17 protein-coding genes are annotated in these 15,253 nt (G+C 67.0%); 15 read left to right on the plus strand and 2 right to left on the minus strand.

Annotated features, from left to right (window positions below; genetic code table 11):
• Nucleotides 1–56 precede the first annotated feature (56 nt).
• From rplS to leuC, 3 genes are all read left to right on the plus strand, one after another.
• Nucleotides 57–524: a 50S ribosomal protein L19 gene (gene rplS, locus H1343_RS02745; protein ID WP_185984445.1), complete on the plus strand. Its 468-nt coding sequence runs from the start codon at nucleotides 57–59 to the stop codon at nucleotides 522–524.
• Nucleotides 525–752: 228 nt separating this feature from the next.
• A complete protein-coding gene (locus H1343_RS17070; RefSeq protein WP_281374686.1) occupies nucleotides 753–875 on the plus strand; it encodes a hypothetical protein in 123 nt (40 codons plus the stop codon).
• Between the two features lie 104 nt (nucleotides 876–979).
• A complete protein-coding gene (leuC, locus tag H1343_RS02750; protein ID WP_185984446.1) occupies nucleotides 980–2,389 on the plus strand; it encodes a 3-isopropylmalate dehydratase large subunit in 1,410 nt (469 codons plus the stop codon).
• Nucleotides 2,390–2,409: 20 nt separating this feature from the next.
• Here the strand turns inward: leuC and H1343_RS02755 are convergent, their stop codons facing one another.
• Complete coding sequence (locus tag H1343_RS02755; RefSeq protein ID WP_185984447.1) at nucleotides 2,410–3,630, minus strand: GGDEF domain-containing protein; 1,221 nt, start codon at nucleotides 3,628–3,630, stop codon at nucleotides 2,410–2,412.
• Nucleotides 3,631–3,835: 205 nt separating this feature from the next.
• Between H1343_RS02755 and H1343_RS02760 the strand changes: the two genes are divergently transcribed.
• From H1343_RS02760 to dps, 10 genes are all read left to right on the plus strand, one after another.
• The gene (locus tag H1343_RS02760; RefSeq protein ID WP_185985438.1) at nucleotides 3,836–4,306 is read left to right on the plus strand and encodes a GNAT family N-acetyltransferase; all 471 of its coding nucleotides are present in this window, start codon (nucleotides 3,836–3,838) and stop codon (nucleotides 4,304–4,306) included.
• A gap of 140 nt (nucleotides 4,307–4,446) precedes the next feature.
• Nucleotides 4,447–4,836, plus strand: a complete 390-nt coding sequence (gene sdhC, locus H1343_RS02765) for a succinate dehydrogenase, cytochrome b556 subunit (RefSeq protein WP_185984448.1) — start codon at nucleotides 4,447–4,449, stop codon at nucleotides 4,834–4,836.
• A 10-nt stretch (nucleotides 4,837–4,846) separates the two neighbouring features.
• Nucleotides 4,847–5,239 (plus strand): succinate dehydrogenase, hydrophobic membrane anchor protein, encoded by a 393-nt coding sequence (gene sdhD / locus H1343_RS02770; protein WP_185984449.1) that lies wholly within the window; start codon nucleotides 4,847–4,849, stop codon nucleotides 5,237–5,239.
• Nucleotides 5,240–5,243: 4 nt separating this feature from the next.
• On the plus strand, nucleotides 5,244–7,100 hold the full coding sequence (gene sdhA, locus H1343_RS02775; RefSeq protein ID WP_185984450.1) for a succinate dehydrogenase flavoprotein subunit: 1,857 nt from the start codon (nucleotides 5,244–5,246) through the stop codon (nucleotides 7,098–7,100).
• A gap of 88 nt (nucleotides 7,101–7,188) precedes the next feature.
• Nucleotides 7,189–7,491, plus strand: coding sequence for a virulence factor (locus H1343_RS02780; RefSeq protein WP_210270065.1), 303 nt, complete (start codon nucleotides 7,189–7,191; stop codon nucleotides 7,489–7,491).
• A 67-nt stretch (nucleotides 7,492–7,558) separates the two neighbouring features.
• Complete coding sequence (locus H1343_RS02785; RefSeq protein ID WP_210270066.1) at nucleotides 7,559–8,683, plus strand: App1 family protein phosphatidate phosphatase; 1,125 nt, start codon at nucleotides 7,559–7,561, stop codon at nucleotides 8,681–8,683.
• 145 nt (nucleotides 8,684–8,828) lie between these two features.
• Entirely contained in the window at nucleotides 8,829–9,608 is a 780-nt protein-coding gene (locus tag H1343_RS02790) for a succinate dehydrogenase iron-sulfur subunit (protein ID WP_185984453.1), read from the plus strand.
• Between the two features lie 125 nt (nucleotides 9,609–9,733).
• Complete coding sequence (gene msrA, locus H1343_RS02795; protein ID WP_185984454.1) at nucleotides 9,734–10,354, plus strand: peptide-methionine (S)-S-oxide reductase MsrA; 621 nt, start codon at nucleotides 9,734–9,736, stop codon at nucleotides 10,352–10,354.
• A 2-nt stretch (nucleotides 10,355–10,356) separates the two neighbouring features.
• Nucleotides 10,357–10,851: a DUF302 domain-containing protein gene (locus tag H1343_RS02800; protein ID WP_185984455.1), complete on the plus strand. Its 495-nt coding sequence runs from the start codon at nucleotides 10,357–10,359 to the stop codon at nucleotides 10,849–10,851.
• Between the two features lie 111 nt (nucleotides 10,852–10,962).
• Nucleotides 10,963–11,469 carry a DNA starvation/stationary phase protection protein Dps gene (gene dps, locus H1343_RS02805; protein ID WP_185984456.1) on the plus strand — a complete coding sequence of 169 codons (507 nt, stop codon included), beginning with the start codon at nucleotides 10,963–10,965 and terminating at the stop codon, nucleotides 11,467–11,469.
• Nucleotides 11,470–11,536: 67 nt separating this feature from the next.
• On the opposite strand, the gene fsa is transcribed toward dps, so the two are convergent.
• Nucleotides 11,537–12,190, minus strand: coding sequence for a fructose-6-phosphate aldolase (gene fsa / locus H1343_RS02810; protein ID WP_185984457.1), 654 nt, complete (start codon nucleotides 12,188–12,190; stop codon nucleotides 11,537–11,539).
• A gap of 180 nt (nucleotides 12,191–12,370) precedes the next feature.
• Between fsa and H1343_RS02815 the strand changes: the two genes are divergently transcribed.
• Both H1343_RS02815 and H1343_RS02820 read left to right on the plus strand, forming a co-directional pair.
• The gene (locus tag H1343_RS02815; protein WP_281374687.1) at nucleotides 12,371–14,611 is read left to right on the plus strand and encodes a primosomal protein N'; all 2,241 of its coding nucleotides are present in this window, start codon (nucleotides 12,371–12,373) and stop codon (nucleotides 14,609–14,611) included.
• Between the two features lie 139 nt (nucleotides 14,612–14,750).
• The gene (locus H1343_RS02820) at nucleotides 14,751–15,149 is read left to right on the plus strand and encodes an AGROH133_08824 family phage infection protein (protein WP_185984459.1); all 399 of its coding nucleotides are present in this window, start codon (nucleotides 14,751–14,753) and stop codon (nucleotides 15,147–15,149) included.
• Nucleotides 15,150–15,253 lie beyond the last annotated feature (104 nt).

A 15,253-nucleotide genomic window follows, 5' to 3' on the forward strand; every position in this document is an offset into this window, starting at 1 on the left:
CCCCGAACGGCCATGACCGGCAGAGCCGGCATGAAACCAAGATTGAGGCCAGTGCCATGAACATCATCGCAGAGCTCGAAGCCGCCGAAGCGCAGCGCATCGAATCCATCCGCACCATCCCGACCTTTTCGCCCGGCGACACGCTGCGCGTGAACGTGCGCGTCACCGAAGGCACGCGCACCCGCGTCCAGGCCTATGAGGGCGTATGCATCGCGCGCTCGGGCGGTGGGCTCCAGGAGAACTTCACGGTCCGCAAAATCTCCTACGGCGAGGGTGTGGAGCGCGTCTTCCCGATGTACTCGCCGATGGTCGAGAGCGTCGAGATCGTGCGTCGCGGCCGGGTGCGCCGCGCCAAGCTCTATTACCTGCGCGATCGTCGCGGCAAGTCGGCCCGTATCGTCGAGGCCACCAACGCCCGCGCCCGCAAGCTGAACGACGATGCGCGCGTCGTCGCCGCCGAGGAGCGCGCCAAGGCGCAGGCCGAGAAGCAGGCCGCCAAGGAAGCCAAGGACGCCGCCGAGTAAGCTCGGCCGGACGTTCGGCGCTGGGTCTTTCGCCCGCGCCTGCGAAGTTCCTGATGGCGGCCCGGCGGGCCGCCATTTTCGTTTGCCGGGTTCATGCGGCGGCCATGCGATGACAGGGAACGACACGACGATCCGCGCCCTGTGCGCTAACGACCTCGCGGCCTGTCGCCGGCTGCGCGTCGACATCTGCCCGTTGAGGCCGGGCGAGCAGGGTGCTAGTTTGGAACGATGATGATCTGCGCGCGCTCTTCCATGCGGCTGCCGACGACGCTGGGCTTCTCCCCGCTCGACGATCGCTTCCGCATGCCGGGCCGGTTCTTCTACCGGCGCCTGACGGCCCCCGGCCTCTGAAGCGCATTGCCGGCCGCGAGCCGGCCTTCTCGCCTTCTGCAGACAATCAATGAGGCTATGCCGCAGCGCCGGATGCGCGCGCAACGCCTCGGGAGAAACGACAGATGACCGCTGCACCCCGCACCCTCTATGACAAGATCTGGGACGACCACCTCATCGGCACCGTCGACGGCGGCGCCGGTCTTCTCTACGTGGACCGCCATCTCGTCCACGAGGTGACGAGCCCGCAGGCGTTCGAGGGCCTGCGCATGGCCGGGCGGCGTGTGCGCAGCCCCGAGCGTACGCTCGCCGTCGTCGATCACAACGTAACGACCGCCGACCGCAGCCAGGGCATCAAGGACGAGGAAAGCCGCATTCAGGTCGAGGCGCTGGCCAGGAACGCGGCCGAGTTCGGCGTCGAGTACTATAACGAGCTCGACCGCCGGCAGGGAATCGTCCACATCATCGGGCCCGAGCAGGGCTTCACGCTGCCGGGCATGACGATCGTGTGCGGGGATTCGCACACCTCGACACACGGCGCCTTCGGCGCGCTCGCCCACGGCATCGGCACATCGGAAGTCGAGCATGTGCTGGCCACGCAGACGCTGATCCAGCAGAAGGCGAAGAACATGCTGGTGCGCGTCGACGGGCAGTTGCCCGAGGGCGTAACGTCGAAGGACATCATCCTTGCCATTATCGGCAAGATCGGCACGGCCGGCGGCACGGGCCACGTCATCGAATATGCCGGCGAGGCGATCCGCGCCCTTTCCATGGAAGGGCGGATGACGATCTGCAACATGTCGATCGAGGGCGGGGCCCGCGCGGGCCTCATCGCGCCGGACGAAACGACCTTCCGCTATATCGAGGGCCGCCCGCGCGCGCCGAAGGGTGCGGCCTTCGAGGCGGCGGTCTCCTACTGGAAGACGCTGCACTCGGACGAGGGCGCCCATTACGACAAGGTCGTCGTGCTGGACGCCGCCAATCTGCCGCCGATCGTCTCGTGGGGCTCGTCGCCCGAGGATGTCGTCTCGATCGAGGGCGTCGTTCCAGATCCGGCCGAGATCGCCGATGAGGCCAAGCGCGCCTCCAAGAAGCGCGCGCTCGAATATATGGGCCTGACGCCCGGGACGAAGATGACCGACATCCCGGTCGACCGTATCTTCATCGGCTCCTGCACCAACGGGCGCATCGAGGATCTGCGTGAAGTCGCCAAGGTGGTCGAGGGTCGCAAGGTGGCGGACGGCGTCTCGGCAATGATCGTGCCGGGGTCGGGGCTCGTGAAGGCTCAGGCCGAGGAAGAGGGACTGGACGCGATCTTCCGGGCCGCCGGCTTCGACTGGCGCGAGCCAGGCTGCTCCATGTGCCTTGGCATGAACGAGGATCGCCTGAAGCCGCACGAGCGATGCGCCTCGACCTCGAACCGCAATTTCGAGGGCCGGCAGGGCTTCAAGGGCCGCACGCATCTCGTCTCGCCGGCGATGGCGGCGGCCGCGGCCATCGCGGGCCGTTTCGTCGACATTCGCGACTGGCGGTAACGCCGGCGCGCGAAAGCCGCTCAGGCGACGGCGAGCTTGGGAGCCGGACGACGAAGCCCGCCCGGATGGCCGATGCCGACGAGGTCCGGCAACACGATCTCCGAATCGGACGAGCACCAGCAGACCTGATCGCGGCCGCTGCTTTTGGCGAGGTAGAGAAGGCGGTCCGCCCTGAGGCTCGCCATCTCGAAGGTCTCGATGGGGCCGATGTCGGTCAGGCCGAAGCTGGCCGTGATGCGCGCGTCGGCCATCGTGCCGGGCCAGGCCATCGCGGCAAAGGAAGTGCGCAGCGCCTCGGCCGTCTGACGCGCCTCGCGCAGGCTCGTGCCGGCGAGGAAGACGGTGAATTCCTCGCCGCCGATGCGCCCGACGCAGCCGCGCTGCCGTGTGACGCTGAGAAGAAGCGTCGCCATCGCGCAGATCACGGCGTCACCGGCGGCATGGCCATAGTCGTCGTTCACCGTCTTGAAATGGTCGAGATCGACGGCCAGCACACAGCTCGGGATACCTTTCGGGCTGGCGGACTGCAGCCTCGCCACCTCCTCCTCGAAGCCGCGCCGGTTCAGCGCGCCGCTCAGTGCGTCGGTGGAGGCGGCGTGGCGCAACGCCTCTATCATGTCGCGACCGATCGCCATCAGTAGGACGATGGCGAAAAGGACGCCAGCCGTCGCGCCGCTCGCCTGAAGGGCGAAGCCCCAGACGGAATAGGCCCAACCCTCGATCGTGAGCGTCGGATCTGGGTAGAGAATGAGCGCGGCGGACTGCGCGACCAGAATGAGGGCGAACAGGATCGTCAGCCAGAAGAGTGTCTGGTCGGGCAGGTGCCGCAAGCGGCGCTTCATCGAGCGGGCGGCCGCAAGGAGAAGAAGCGCAACGCCGGTCTGCACCGCGACGAGTTCGGCTTCGATATGGCCGAAGCCTGCGACGGCGATCGTCGCGATCGTCAGGCTGCCCGCAATGACGCACAGGATGAAACCGCGATGGGCGGGCGTGCCCGAGCGATGGCCGGAGCCCATGCAGAAGGCAGCGAAGGCGCCGAGGAACAGCGCGTCCTCGAAGAGCGGCTTGAGAGCCGCCTGGGGTCCGGTGGGCAGGATCGTGATGCCGAAGGCTACCGCCGCGAGACCGAAGGCCGCGGCCCACCAGTAGGAGCCGACCCCTTGTGTGCGAAGCAGCGCGAAGGCGCCCGAGAATGTCGCCAGCGCGAGAGGCACCACCCAGGCGAACGTCTCGGCGCTCATAATCTCCGTCCTCGTCGGCGGCTTCGGCCGCCCGTTGCACCTAAGGAGCTTGTGCGGTTTTCCGCGGCGCTCTGCCCATACGTAATAATTCTTGCATTCGATATCTCTTTTCCCGGTTAATTCAACCAGGAGGAGTGTCGAGGCTGGTGTTTCTGGAGCTTCCAACCGCTTGACCGGCGCCGCCCTTGCAGGTCATCTGCCCCGCATGGAACCGATCGTGCCGGAAATCGACATCTCGCAGCTGCGCCTTAAGGACGCGCGCGAACTGGCGCCGCTCATCGCTGCCTACAATCAGGCCCTCTTTCGCGGGGCTCCCGGCGCGCCGGACACCTTCTACGCCGAGCAACTCCTCCAGGACCGCACCGGCGAGATCCTCGGTGCGCGGCTCGACGGGCGCCTCGTCGGCTTCCTCGTCTTCTACGATCTGCCGGACCCGTTCACGGGAATGCGTTCGGGGCTGGCCGACCACATCTACGTGGACCATCCGCAGCGCCGGAAGGGCATCGCCAAGGCAATGGTGGACGTCCTCGCCGATCAGGCCGACGCACGCGGCTGGTCGCGCCTCGTCCTGCAAGCTCCGCGATCGGCCGATTCGGGCCGCCATCTGTACGAGCGCGTGGCCGAGCCCGCCGAATGGCTGAGCTACGTGATCCCCTTCGTGGAGCGCCGGCGCTAATCGATTTTTGCCGCGTGCGGGCGCCACAAACGATGCCAGCCTCGATTGCGTGGCCGCGAACGGTGTTTTAGAAGCGCTCCAGCCGTCCCGGCCGCTCGACCGACGCGCGGCCCGCCGTCTCGCGTGGACAGGAGACCGAAGTGTCCGACATCAAATCCGCCCGCCCGCTATCGCCGCACCTGTCGATCTATCGATGGGCTCCGACGATGATGATGTCGGTGGCTCATCGTCTGACCGGCATGGCGCTCTACGGCGGCACTGTGCTCTTCGTGTGGTGGCTGGTCGCGCTTGCGAGCGGACCGGAGGCCTTCTCCTGGGCCTCGGGCTTCTTCGGCTCGATCTTCGGGCGGGTGATCCTGTTCGTTTATTCCTTCGTGCTGCTGCACCACATGACCGGTGGCGTGCGCCATCTCATCTGGGACACCGGTACCGGCCTGCAGAAGACGACGGCGACGCGGATCGCGACTGTCACGCCGTTGATTTCGCTGGGGCTGACCGCCCTTCTCTGGATCGCGGTCTGGATCGTTTGAGGAGTTTCACATGAGCACCAGTCGGTCCAAGATGATCACACCGCTCGCACGCGTGCGCGGCTACGGTTCGGCCAAGAGCGGCACCGAGCATTTCTGGGTGAAGCGCGTCACCGCGATCTCCAACCTGTTCCTCGTCCTGTTCTTCCTCGGCTTTGTCGTGTCGATGCACGCCGAGAGCTACGAGACGGTTCGTGAGGCGTTCCGCAACCCTTTGATCGCGCTCGTGATCGGGCTGCTTCCGGTCTCCTTCTCGATCCACATGCGGCTGGGAATGCAGACGGCGATCGAGGACTATTTCCAGGGCGGAACGCGCATCGTCCTGCTTCTTCTCAACACCTTTTTCGCGGTCTTGATCGCCGGCGCAAGCCTGTTCGCGGTCGTCCGCCTCACTCTCGGAGCCTGATCCCATGGCCACCAACGGCGCCACCAACGGAACGGCCCAGCCGCATCGCACAGCCCCGGGCCAGAACGGCAAGGCCTACGAGTTCATCGACCACACCTTCGACGTGGTGGTCGTGGGGGCCGGCGGCGCGGGGCTTCGAGCGACCCTCGGTGCTGCGCAGGCCGGCCTTCGAACCGCCTGCATCACCAAGGTCTTCCCGACGCGCTCGCACACCGTCGCGGCGCAGGGCGGTGTCGCCGCTTCGCTCGGCAACATGGGCGAGGACAACTGGCGCTGGCACATGTACGACACCGTGAAGGGGTCGGACTGGCTGGGCGATCAGGACGCCATCGAGTATCTGGTGCGCGAGGCCCCGGCCGCCGTCTACGAGCTCGAACATTTCGGTGTGCCCTTCTCGCGCACCACCGAGGGCAAGATCTACCAGCGCCCCTTCGGCGGCATGACCACCGATTTCGGCAACGGACCGCCGGCCCAGCGCACCTGCGCGGCCGCCGACCGCACCGGCCATGCGATCCTGCACACTCTCTACGGCCAGTCGCTGCGCTATTCGTCGGAATTCTTCATCGAGTATTTCGCGATCGACCTCATCATGGATGAGGAGGGCGCATGCCGCGGCGTCGTCGCCCTGTGCATGGACGACGGCTCGATCCACCGCTTCCGCGCCAAGAAGACGATCCTGGCCACCGGCGGCTACGGCCGTGCCTACTTCTCCGCTACCTCGGCGCACACCTGCACGGGCGATGGCAACGCCATGGTGCTGCGCGCCGGCCTGCCGTTGCAGGACATGGAGTTCGTGCAGTTCCACCCGACCGGAATCTACGGCTCGGGCTGCCTGATCACCGAGGGCGCGCGCGGCGAGGGCGGCTATCTCACGAACTCGGAAGGCGAGCGCTTCATGGAGCGCTACGCGCCTTCGGCCAAGGACCTCGCCTCGCGCGACGTCGTCTCTCGCTCGATGACGATGGAAATCCGCGACGGGCGCGGCGTCGGCAAGGACGGCGACCACATCTTCCTGCATCTCGACCATCTCGACCCTAAGATTCTGCACGAGCGCCTGCCGGGCATCTCCGAGAGCGCGAAGATCTTCGCGGGCGTGGACGTGACCAAGGAGCCGATCCCGGTCATTCCGACCGTCCACTACAACATGGGCGGTATCCCGACGAACTATCACGGCGAGGTTCTGACCAAGAAGGCCGGCGACCCTGACGCGATCGTGCCGGGCCTGATGGCTGTCGGCGAGGCGGCCTGCGTCTCGGTCCACGGTGCCAACCGCCTCGGCTCGAACTCGCTGATCGATCTTGTCGTCTTCGGCCGCGCCGCCGCTCTGCGCTGCGCCGAAACGGTCTCGGCCTCCGAGGACCAGGCACCGCTGCCGGCGGGCGCGGGCGACAATTCGCTGTCGCGTCTCGACCGCTTCCGCAACGCCAAGGGCGGCACGCCGACGGCGCAGCTTCGCGACCGGATGCAGCGCACGATGCAGTCGAACTGCGCCGTGTTCCGCACGGGCGAGGTGCTGGAAGAGGGCCACACCAAGATCCACGAAGTCTGGAACGCCTCGGACGACGTGTCGGTCACGGACCGCTCGCTGATCTGGAACACGGACCTCATCGAGACGATGGAGTACGACAACCTCATCAGCCAGGCGGTTGTCACGATGGACTCGGCGCTCGCCCGTCAGGAATCGCGCGGCGCGCATGCCCGCGAGGACTTCCCCGACCGCGACGACAAGACCTGGATGAAGCACACGCTTTCGTTCTGCGACACGCACGCCAAGACCGTGCGCCTCGACGACCGGCCGGTGCACACCTACACGCTGTCGAACCAGATCGAGTATATCGAGCCGAAGAAACGGGTGTATTGATCGGAGAGCCTTCCGGCCGCATGCTTGCCGGCAGACGCGGAGAGCCGGAATGGCAACCATTTGCCACAACAGCAGAACGAGGGGGTCGATGTTCGCGATCGTCTTCGATTTGGGCACCAATAGCGAGGTGTATGGCGGGCCGACGTGGAACAACGCCTGCACTCAGGATCGCGATTTCCTGCGCAAGCGCGGCTTCGACCGCCAGCAGGACGGCACCAGTGTCGGGGTCGAGACGGTCGACGCCGTCTCCCGCGTCCTGACGATTCAGGATCCGACGGCCGAGTTCGACCGGTTCGCGCCCTCCGCGCGCGACATCCGCATGCTCAGGATCGAGGACAACACCGACCTCATGCCTGCGGTCGAGCGGATAGCCAAACGTCGTTCGAACTGACTGGCGGTATGCGAAAACCTCGGGCGCTCAACCCTTGAGTGATACTGTGCCGAAGCGTCGTGGCCTCTTGCGTAGGCTGCGCGGTGCCCGCTTCGCGCTGAAGCGGCGGTTGCGCCTGACGGACCGGCCGACGCTCGTCGCCTATACAGGGTTCGTCGAGAACGGGCGCGTGCGCGTGAAGGGCCGTGTCCTCGAGGACGAGGGCGTGTTCGACGCACCGCACTCAAATTCGGCGCTGCGCAATCTCTGGCTGACGTTCAAGCGCTACGAGACTGACGAAATCGCCGGCGCACGGGTCTCTTGGCGCGCGGCCGGGCGCGAGGGCGCCGTCACGAGCGGTGAGGACGGCTACTTCCAGATCGAGATCGACAATCTCGCGCTCGACCCGAACGAGGCGCCCTGGCTGCCCGTGGAACTGACGCTCGAAACGGCGCGCCACTACGACTTCAAGCCGAAGCGTGCGCGCAGCCGCGTGCGCATCCTGTCGCCGCAGGCACGGTTCGGCGTCATTTCCGACATCGACGACACGATCATCCATACCGGCGCCTTCAAGATGCTGCGGCACTGGCGCATCGTCACCGCCAACTCGCCCGAGGCACGCGCCGCCTTTCCGGGCGTCTCGCATTTCTACCGCGCGCTCTGCGCCGGTGCGGCGGGGCCGGAGACGAACCCGGTCTTCTACGTCTCTTCCTCGCCCTGGAACCTCTTCGACATCTTCCAGCGCTTCATGGCGCAGAAGGAGATCCCAGACGGGCCGATGCTCCTGCGCAACCTGTCCGAGGATGCGATGGGATGGCTCATGCGGCGCCATCACGGGCACAAGGATCGGATGATCGACCGCCTGATGGCGGCCTATCCCGAGCTCTCCTTTGTGTTGATCGGCGATTCGGGGCAGAAGGACGCGAGCATCTATGCGGGCGCCGTGCGCCGGCATCCCGGCCGTATCCTCGCCGTCCATATCCACGACGTTCGCCCGAGCGAAGCGCGCGGCGAGGTCGAGGACGAGGTGGAGCGCATCCGTGCGCTCGGCGTGCCGGCGACGCTCTCGCGCACGCTGGCGCGCGCCGCCGAGCTGGCCGAGACGCTGGACCTTGCCGCCGCCGGAACGCGCGAGGCGGTGGTCGCCGAAATCGCCGCCGAGCGCGACAAGGCCGAGCGCTTCGGCCGCTTCCCCGTGATCGTGCAGCCGTGAGGCCCGGGCCGGCGTCAATACGAGCCAAATCGTTTGAAGCCGGCGTGTGGCGAAACGCGATGTTGCACCGCCCGCTCTTTCGTTTTAGGCCCATTCCAAAGAAGTCCGTCGGCGTCTGGCCGATCCCTGTCCCGGAACGAGAACCATGGTCGAACTTGCCCTGCCCAAGAACTCGCGTCTCACCGAGGGCAAGGTCTGGCCGAAGCCCGAGGGCGCCAAGAACGTCCGCGAGTTCGGCATCTACCGCTGGTCGCCGGACGACGGGCAGAACCCCCGCGTCGACACCTATTACGTCGATCTCGACGATTGCGGGCCGATGGTTCTCGACGCGCTGCTGTGGATCAAGAACAAGGTCGATCCGACGCTGACGCTGCGCCGTTCCTGCCGCGAAGGCATCTGCGGCTCCTGCGCGATGAACATCGACGGCGCCAACACGCTCGCCTGCACCAAGGGCATGGACGAGGTGTCGGGCGCGGTGAAGGTCTATCCGCTGCCGCACATGCCCGTCATCAAGGATCTCGTCCCCGATCTGACGGTGCCTTATGCGCAGCTGACCTCGATCCAGCCCTGGCTTAAGACGGAGACCCCCACGCCCCAGAAGGAGTGGAAGCAGAGCCACGACGACCGCGAAAAGCTGGACGGCCTCTACGAGTGCATCCTGTGCTTCTGCTGCCAGACCTCGTGCCCTTCCTACTGGTGGAACGGCGACCGCTATCTCGGCCCGGCCGTGCTCCTGCAGGCCTATCGCTGGCTGATCGATTCGCGCGACGAGGCGACGGGCGAGCGCCTCGACAATCTCGAGGACCCGTTCCGGCTCTATCGCTGCCACACGATCATGAACTGCACGCAGGCCTGCCCGAAGGGACTGAACCCGGCGAAGGCGATCGCCGAGATCAAGAAGATGATGGTCGAACGCCGCGTCTGACACGCGACGCCGGCGCAAGCGTTCATTTTTCGGCGAGCGGAGCTTCGCCCCTCCTGCCTGCCTTGTTCCGGGCCCAAACCGGGACCATCCTCGCAGCCTTCCATCCTTCGTTCGGGAGAACGGACATGCGGCAGGCCATTCTCGCAGCACTAACCGTGGCAGCGCTCGGCGCGCTCGCGGTCAGCCCCTCGCAGGCCGCTCAGAAGATGGCGGTCTTCGCCGGCGGCTGCTTCTGGTCGATGGAAAAGGCGTTCGACGAGGTGCCCGGCGTCACGCAGACCATTTCCGGCTTCTCCGGAGGCTCCGTTCCCGACCCGACCTATCGCGACGTCGTGCGCGGCGGCACCGGCCATGTCGAGGCGGTGCAGGTGACCTACGACGACCAGCGCGTGAGCTACGACCAGCTCCTCTCGGCCTACTGGCATGCGATCGACCCGACAGACCCGTCCGGCCAGTTCTGCGACAAGGGCCCGCAATACGAGACGGTGATCTTCGCGGGCGATGCCGCCGAGCAGGCGAGCGCGCAGAGCTCGAGGCAGGCGGTGGCCGCGGAGCTCGGCAAGCCTGTCGCGACGCGGATCGAGGCGAGCGCGCCCTTCTATGCGGCCGAGGCCGAACACCAGAACTTCCATGTGACGAATGCCGCCCATTACCAGCGCTACGTGACCGGCTGCGGGCGCGAAGGCGCGCTCGCCCGCGTCTGGGGCGCCCGCGCTGCGGCCAAGACGCCAGCGCTGGCCGGCTGATCATGCCAAGAAGCGGGCTGTTCTTCGTCGCGCTAATGGCGCTTGTCGCGGTGTTCGTGGCGTCTCCGCACTCTCATGCGGCCGACCAGTGGGTGGTGCGCCAGAGCGCGCAATCGGTCGAGGAGACCGTAGACCGGCTGGAAGACGCCATCCGGCGCTCGGGTTCTGAGGTCCTGGCCGTCTTCGACCAGCAGGCTGCCGCGCGCGACGTCGATTTCCCGATGGAGGCGACGACGGTCGTCCTCTTCGCCCAGCCCCGCACCGTTTCGCCGCTGATCGCGGCCGATCGCCGTGCCGCCATCGACATGCCGCAGCGCATCCTCGTGTGGGAGGAGGGCGGCGTGACCTATGCCGGCTATGTCGATCCGATGACGCTGACGACGCGATACGACATCGAGCGCAATCGCCCTGAAATCGCCTCGCTGCGCTCCGCGCTCGATTCGCTGCTGGAGGCGGCCATCAACCGGCAGGAACAGCGCTCGGCCGTCTCGCACTGACGCCGCTTCGGTTTCTCACGGAACCGCGAGCGCATTCCTTTGTTTTCTCGGTGCGAGAGACGCCGGCAAGAACCGGCGACTGAGCCGACACCAGCCGAAGGACTTCGAGACATGGCCAAGAAGGGCGCCGCCCCCGCGATCCATCCGACCAAGAACGAAATGAACGAGAACCTGCGCCGCTCGATGATCGAGCTCCTGCAGAAGCATCTCGCCTCCGCGATCGACCTCAGCTACGCGGCCAAGCAGGCGCACTGGAACGTCAAGGGCGCGAACTTCTATCAGGTTCACCTGCTCTTCGACCAACTCCACGATGAAGCCGAGGAGTATGTGGACACCATCGCGGAGCGGCTGACGGCGCTGGGCGGGCAGGCGCGCGGCACCGTGCAGGCGGCAAGCGAGGGTTCGATCCTGGAGCCGTACCCACTCGATATGGTCGATTCGATGGATCACCTGAAGCGGCTCGCGGACAATTACGCGACCTGGAGCGCCGCCCTGCGCGAAGCGATCAAGGAAAGTGACGAGAGCGGCGACGACCTGACGGCCGACCTCTTCACCGCTCTCGGGCGCGGCGTCGAAAAGTCGCTCTACTTCCTGGAGAGCCATTTCCAGCGGGCTTGAGACAGGCGAGAGCGTATAAAGAAAAAAGGCGCCTTCCGGCGCCTTTTTTGCTGTCCTGCGAAACGGCTCAGTCGATGGTCTGGCCGGTCTTCTTCCAGTCGGCCACGAAGCTTTCCAGACCCTTGTCCGTCAGCGGGTGCTTGATCAGCGTCTTCAGCGTGGCCGGCGGCACGGTCGAGACGTCGGCGCCGAGCAGGGCGGCCTCGCGCACGTGGTTGGCGGTGCGGATCGAGGCGGCGAGGATCTCGGTCTCGAAGTCGTAATTGTCGTAGATGCGCCGGATGTCGGCGATCAGCTCCATGCCGTTGATGTTGGTGTCATCCAGGCGGCCGATGAAGGGCGAGATGTAGGTGGCGCCGGCCTTGGCTGCGAGCAGTGCCTGGTTGGCCGAGAAGCAGAGCGTCACGTTGGTCTTGAAGCCTTCGCCCGTCAGATGCTTGCAGGCCTTCAGGCCGTCGAGCGTCAGCGGCAGCTTGATGACGACGTTCTGCGCGATAGCGGCGAGAATCTTGCCCTCGCGCAGCATGCCGTCGAAGTCGGTCGCGGCGACCTCGGCCGAGACCGGGCCTTCGGTGACGTCGCAGATGTCCTTGATGATCTCCTTGATCGGCCGGTTGGCCTTCAGGACAAGCGAGGGATTGGTGGTGACGCCGTCGATCAGGCCCGCGTCCTGCAGTTCCTTGATCTCGGCGATGTCGGCGGTGTCGACGAAGAATTTCATGGCACTCTCCTGAAACTGGTGCGGTTGCCGGCTCCCGTCGGCTCCACGAAGGGTGAAGGCGGGTGGATTTGCCCGCTTCGCTCGGGCAGGGCATAGCACCGCTTGGTGCGAGGCTCCACATCAAGCTTGCACCCAAGCGACATGGCCGTCGTCTCGTCATATAGGATTCGTTCTTCCACCTTGCCCGCCCGCAACCTCAGGAAATCCGACAAGACCACGCCGACGGAAGGGCTTTTCGAGCCCGAGGCGCAAGCGCGGGCGCGCGTCGTGCCCGTCATGGTGCCGCTGCCGGCGCCGCGCGCCTATTCCTATGCGGTGCCGGAGGGAATCGAGGTCCGCCCCGGTTCCATTGTCGCCGTGCCGCTCGGGCCGCGGCTCGTGCCGGGCGTTGTGTGGGACGGAGAGGGCGAGGCGGTCAATCCGGCGCGCCTGCGAGAAATCGCCCACGCGTTCGAGTGCCCGCCGCTCCCTGAAAGCTCCCGTCGCTTCGTCGACTGGGTCGCGGCCTACACGATCTCGCCACCCGGCCTCGTCGCGCGCATGACGCTTCGAACGCCCGTCGCCTTCGACCCGGAGCCGATGATCGACGCCCTGCGATTCTCCGGCGAGGCACCGCCGCGCATGACCGATGCGCGCTCGCGCGTCCTGGCGCTGGCGCAGGATGGGCAGGCCTGGACGAAGGCGGGCCTTGCGCATGCGGCCGGCGTCACGCCATCGGTGATCGACGGGCTGACCAAGGCGGGCGTCTTCGAGCCCGTGCGCCTGCCGCCGCCACCCGTCGTGCCCGAGCCCGACATCGGATACACCCGCGCCGAGCTTTCGGCCGGGCAACGCGAGGCGGCCGACCGGCTCGTCTGCGCGGTGGAGGCGGGCGGCTTCTCGACGACGCTTCTGGAGGGCGTGACGGGCTCGGGCAAGACGGAGGTCTATTTCGAGGCCGTGGCAAAGGCGCTCGAGAAGGGCCGGCAGGTGCTGATCCTCCTGCCCGAGATCGCGCTGACGCAGAGCTTCATCGACCGCTTCCATGCCCGTTTCGGCGCCGAGCCCGCACAATGGCATTCCGACGCGCCGCCGCGCTCGCGCGAGAAGGTCTGGCGCCAAGTGATCGAGGGCCGCGTGCGGGTCGTCGCGGGGGCGCGCTCGGCGCTGTTCCTCCCCTTCACGGATCTCGGCCTCATCGTCGTCGACGAGGAGCACGACCCCGCCTACAAGCAGGAGGAGCGCACCTTCTACCATGCGCGCGACATGGCTGTGGTGCGCGCGCATCTGGAGGGCTGCCCGGCGATCCTCGCCTCGGCGACGCCCTCGGTGGAAAGCCGCGTCAACGCGCAGCGCGGGCGCTACGCGCATGTGAAGCTCGGCGAGCGCTTCGAGGCGGCGGCGCTGCCGGACCTTCACCTCGTCGACATGCGCCGTCATCCGCCCGAACGAGGCCGCTTCGTCTCGCCCGTCCTTTCGACGGCGATCGCCGAGACGCTGGCGCGCGGCGAGCAGGCGCTTCTCTTCCTCAACCGGCGCGGCTACGCGCCGCTGACGCTCTGCCGGGCCTGCGGCCATCGCTTCCAGTGCCCGCAATGCTCGACATGGCTTGTGGACCACCGGCTGCGCGGCCAGCTCCAGTGCCATCACTGCGGCCATGCCGAGCGCCGGCCCGACGCCTGCCCGCACTGCGGCACGCTCGATCATCTCGTGCCGTGCGGGCCGGGCGTGGAACGCATCGCAGAGGAGATGCTGGCGACCTTCCCGCAGGCGCGCACGATCCTCCTCTCCTCCGACCTGCCGGGCGGGGCGCGGCGGTTGCGGCGCGAGCTCGATGCGGTTGCGGACGGCGAGGCCGACATCGTCATCGGCACGCAGCTCGTCGCCAAGGGGCATCACTTCCCGCTGATGACGCTCGTCGGCGCGGTGGATGCCGATCTCGGGCTCGCCAACGGCGATCCGCGCGCGGCCGAGCGCACCTTCCAGCTTCTTCATCAGGTGACGGGCCGGGCCGGGCGTTCCGGCCTGAAGAGCCGCGGCCTCATCCAGACCTTCCAGCCCGAGCATCCGGTGATGCAGGCGATCGCGAGCGGCGACGCCGCACTGTTCTACGAACGCGAGATCGCCGAGCGCGAGCGGGCGGGCCTGCCGCCCTTCGGACGCCTCGCGGCCGTGATCGTCTCGGCGAGCGACCGGCGCGCCGCCGAGGCGCATGGCCGCGAAATGCGCAACGCCGCGCCTTCCGGGTTCGACGTGGAGGTGCTGGGGCCGGCCGAGGCGCCGCTCTCGCTGCTGCGCGGACGCTACCGCTTCCGGCTGCTCTGCCAGGGGCCGCGCTCGGCCCGCCTGCAGGACTTCCTGCGAGCGTGGACAGAGGTCGCGCCGAAGATCCGCGGCTCGGTGCAGGTGCAGATCGACGTCGACCCGCAGAGTTTTCTCTAGAGCGACCTTGTCTCTACGCATCAGGCTCTCCGAAAACCGGAACTGGTTTTCGAGCCGATGCTGTCGGCACACGTCGCAGGCTTCGCGAAGGGAAGGGGGCGTAAGCCTCGACCTCAGACACACGGAGCGCCGCCGAGCGATGCAATTCTCCCTGCCATTGTATGCGGCCGACTGGCTGCCCTTCGTCGCGGCGGCGCTGACGACGCTTTTCGGCCTCGCCGCGCTTCTGGCGCCGCGCGTGGTGTTGATGGCGCTGCACCTCGACACCGCGCCGGCGCACCCCGAGGCGGTGGCCGAGATTCGTGGCACGCTCGCCGGCTTCTGGCTCGGAACGGGCATTGTCGCGCTTCTCTTCTACGATCAGCCCTTCCTGCAGATGACGCTCGGCGCCGCGTGGCTCTTCACGGGCTTCGGGCGCCTGATGTCGATTCTCTTCGATGCCGGCGCGACCGTCGCCAACTGGGCGCTTCTGGCGCTGAACGCCGTTCTGGCGGCCCTGTGCCTCGCGCCCGTCCTCGGATTCGTCCCCTTCGGCTGAACCGTCTCGCCGCCGCATGGGCGGGATGGGTGGAAATCAGCCCGCAAACCGCGTCATAGCGCGGTTGTCGGGCTCGGATCGCTATGCTAGACGACCCCCCATCG

Origin of the sequence: Aureimonas mangrovi, assembly GCF_014058705.1 — a bacterium.
Lineage (GTDB): Bacteria > Pseudomonadota > Alphaproteobacteria > Rhizobiales > Rhizobiaceae > Aureimonas > Aureimonas mangrovi.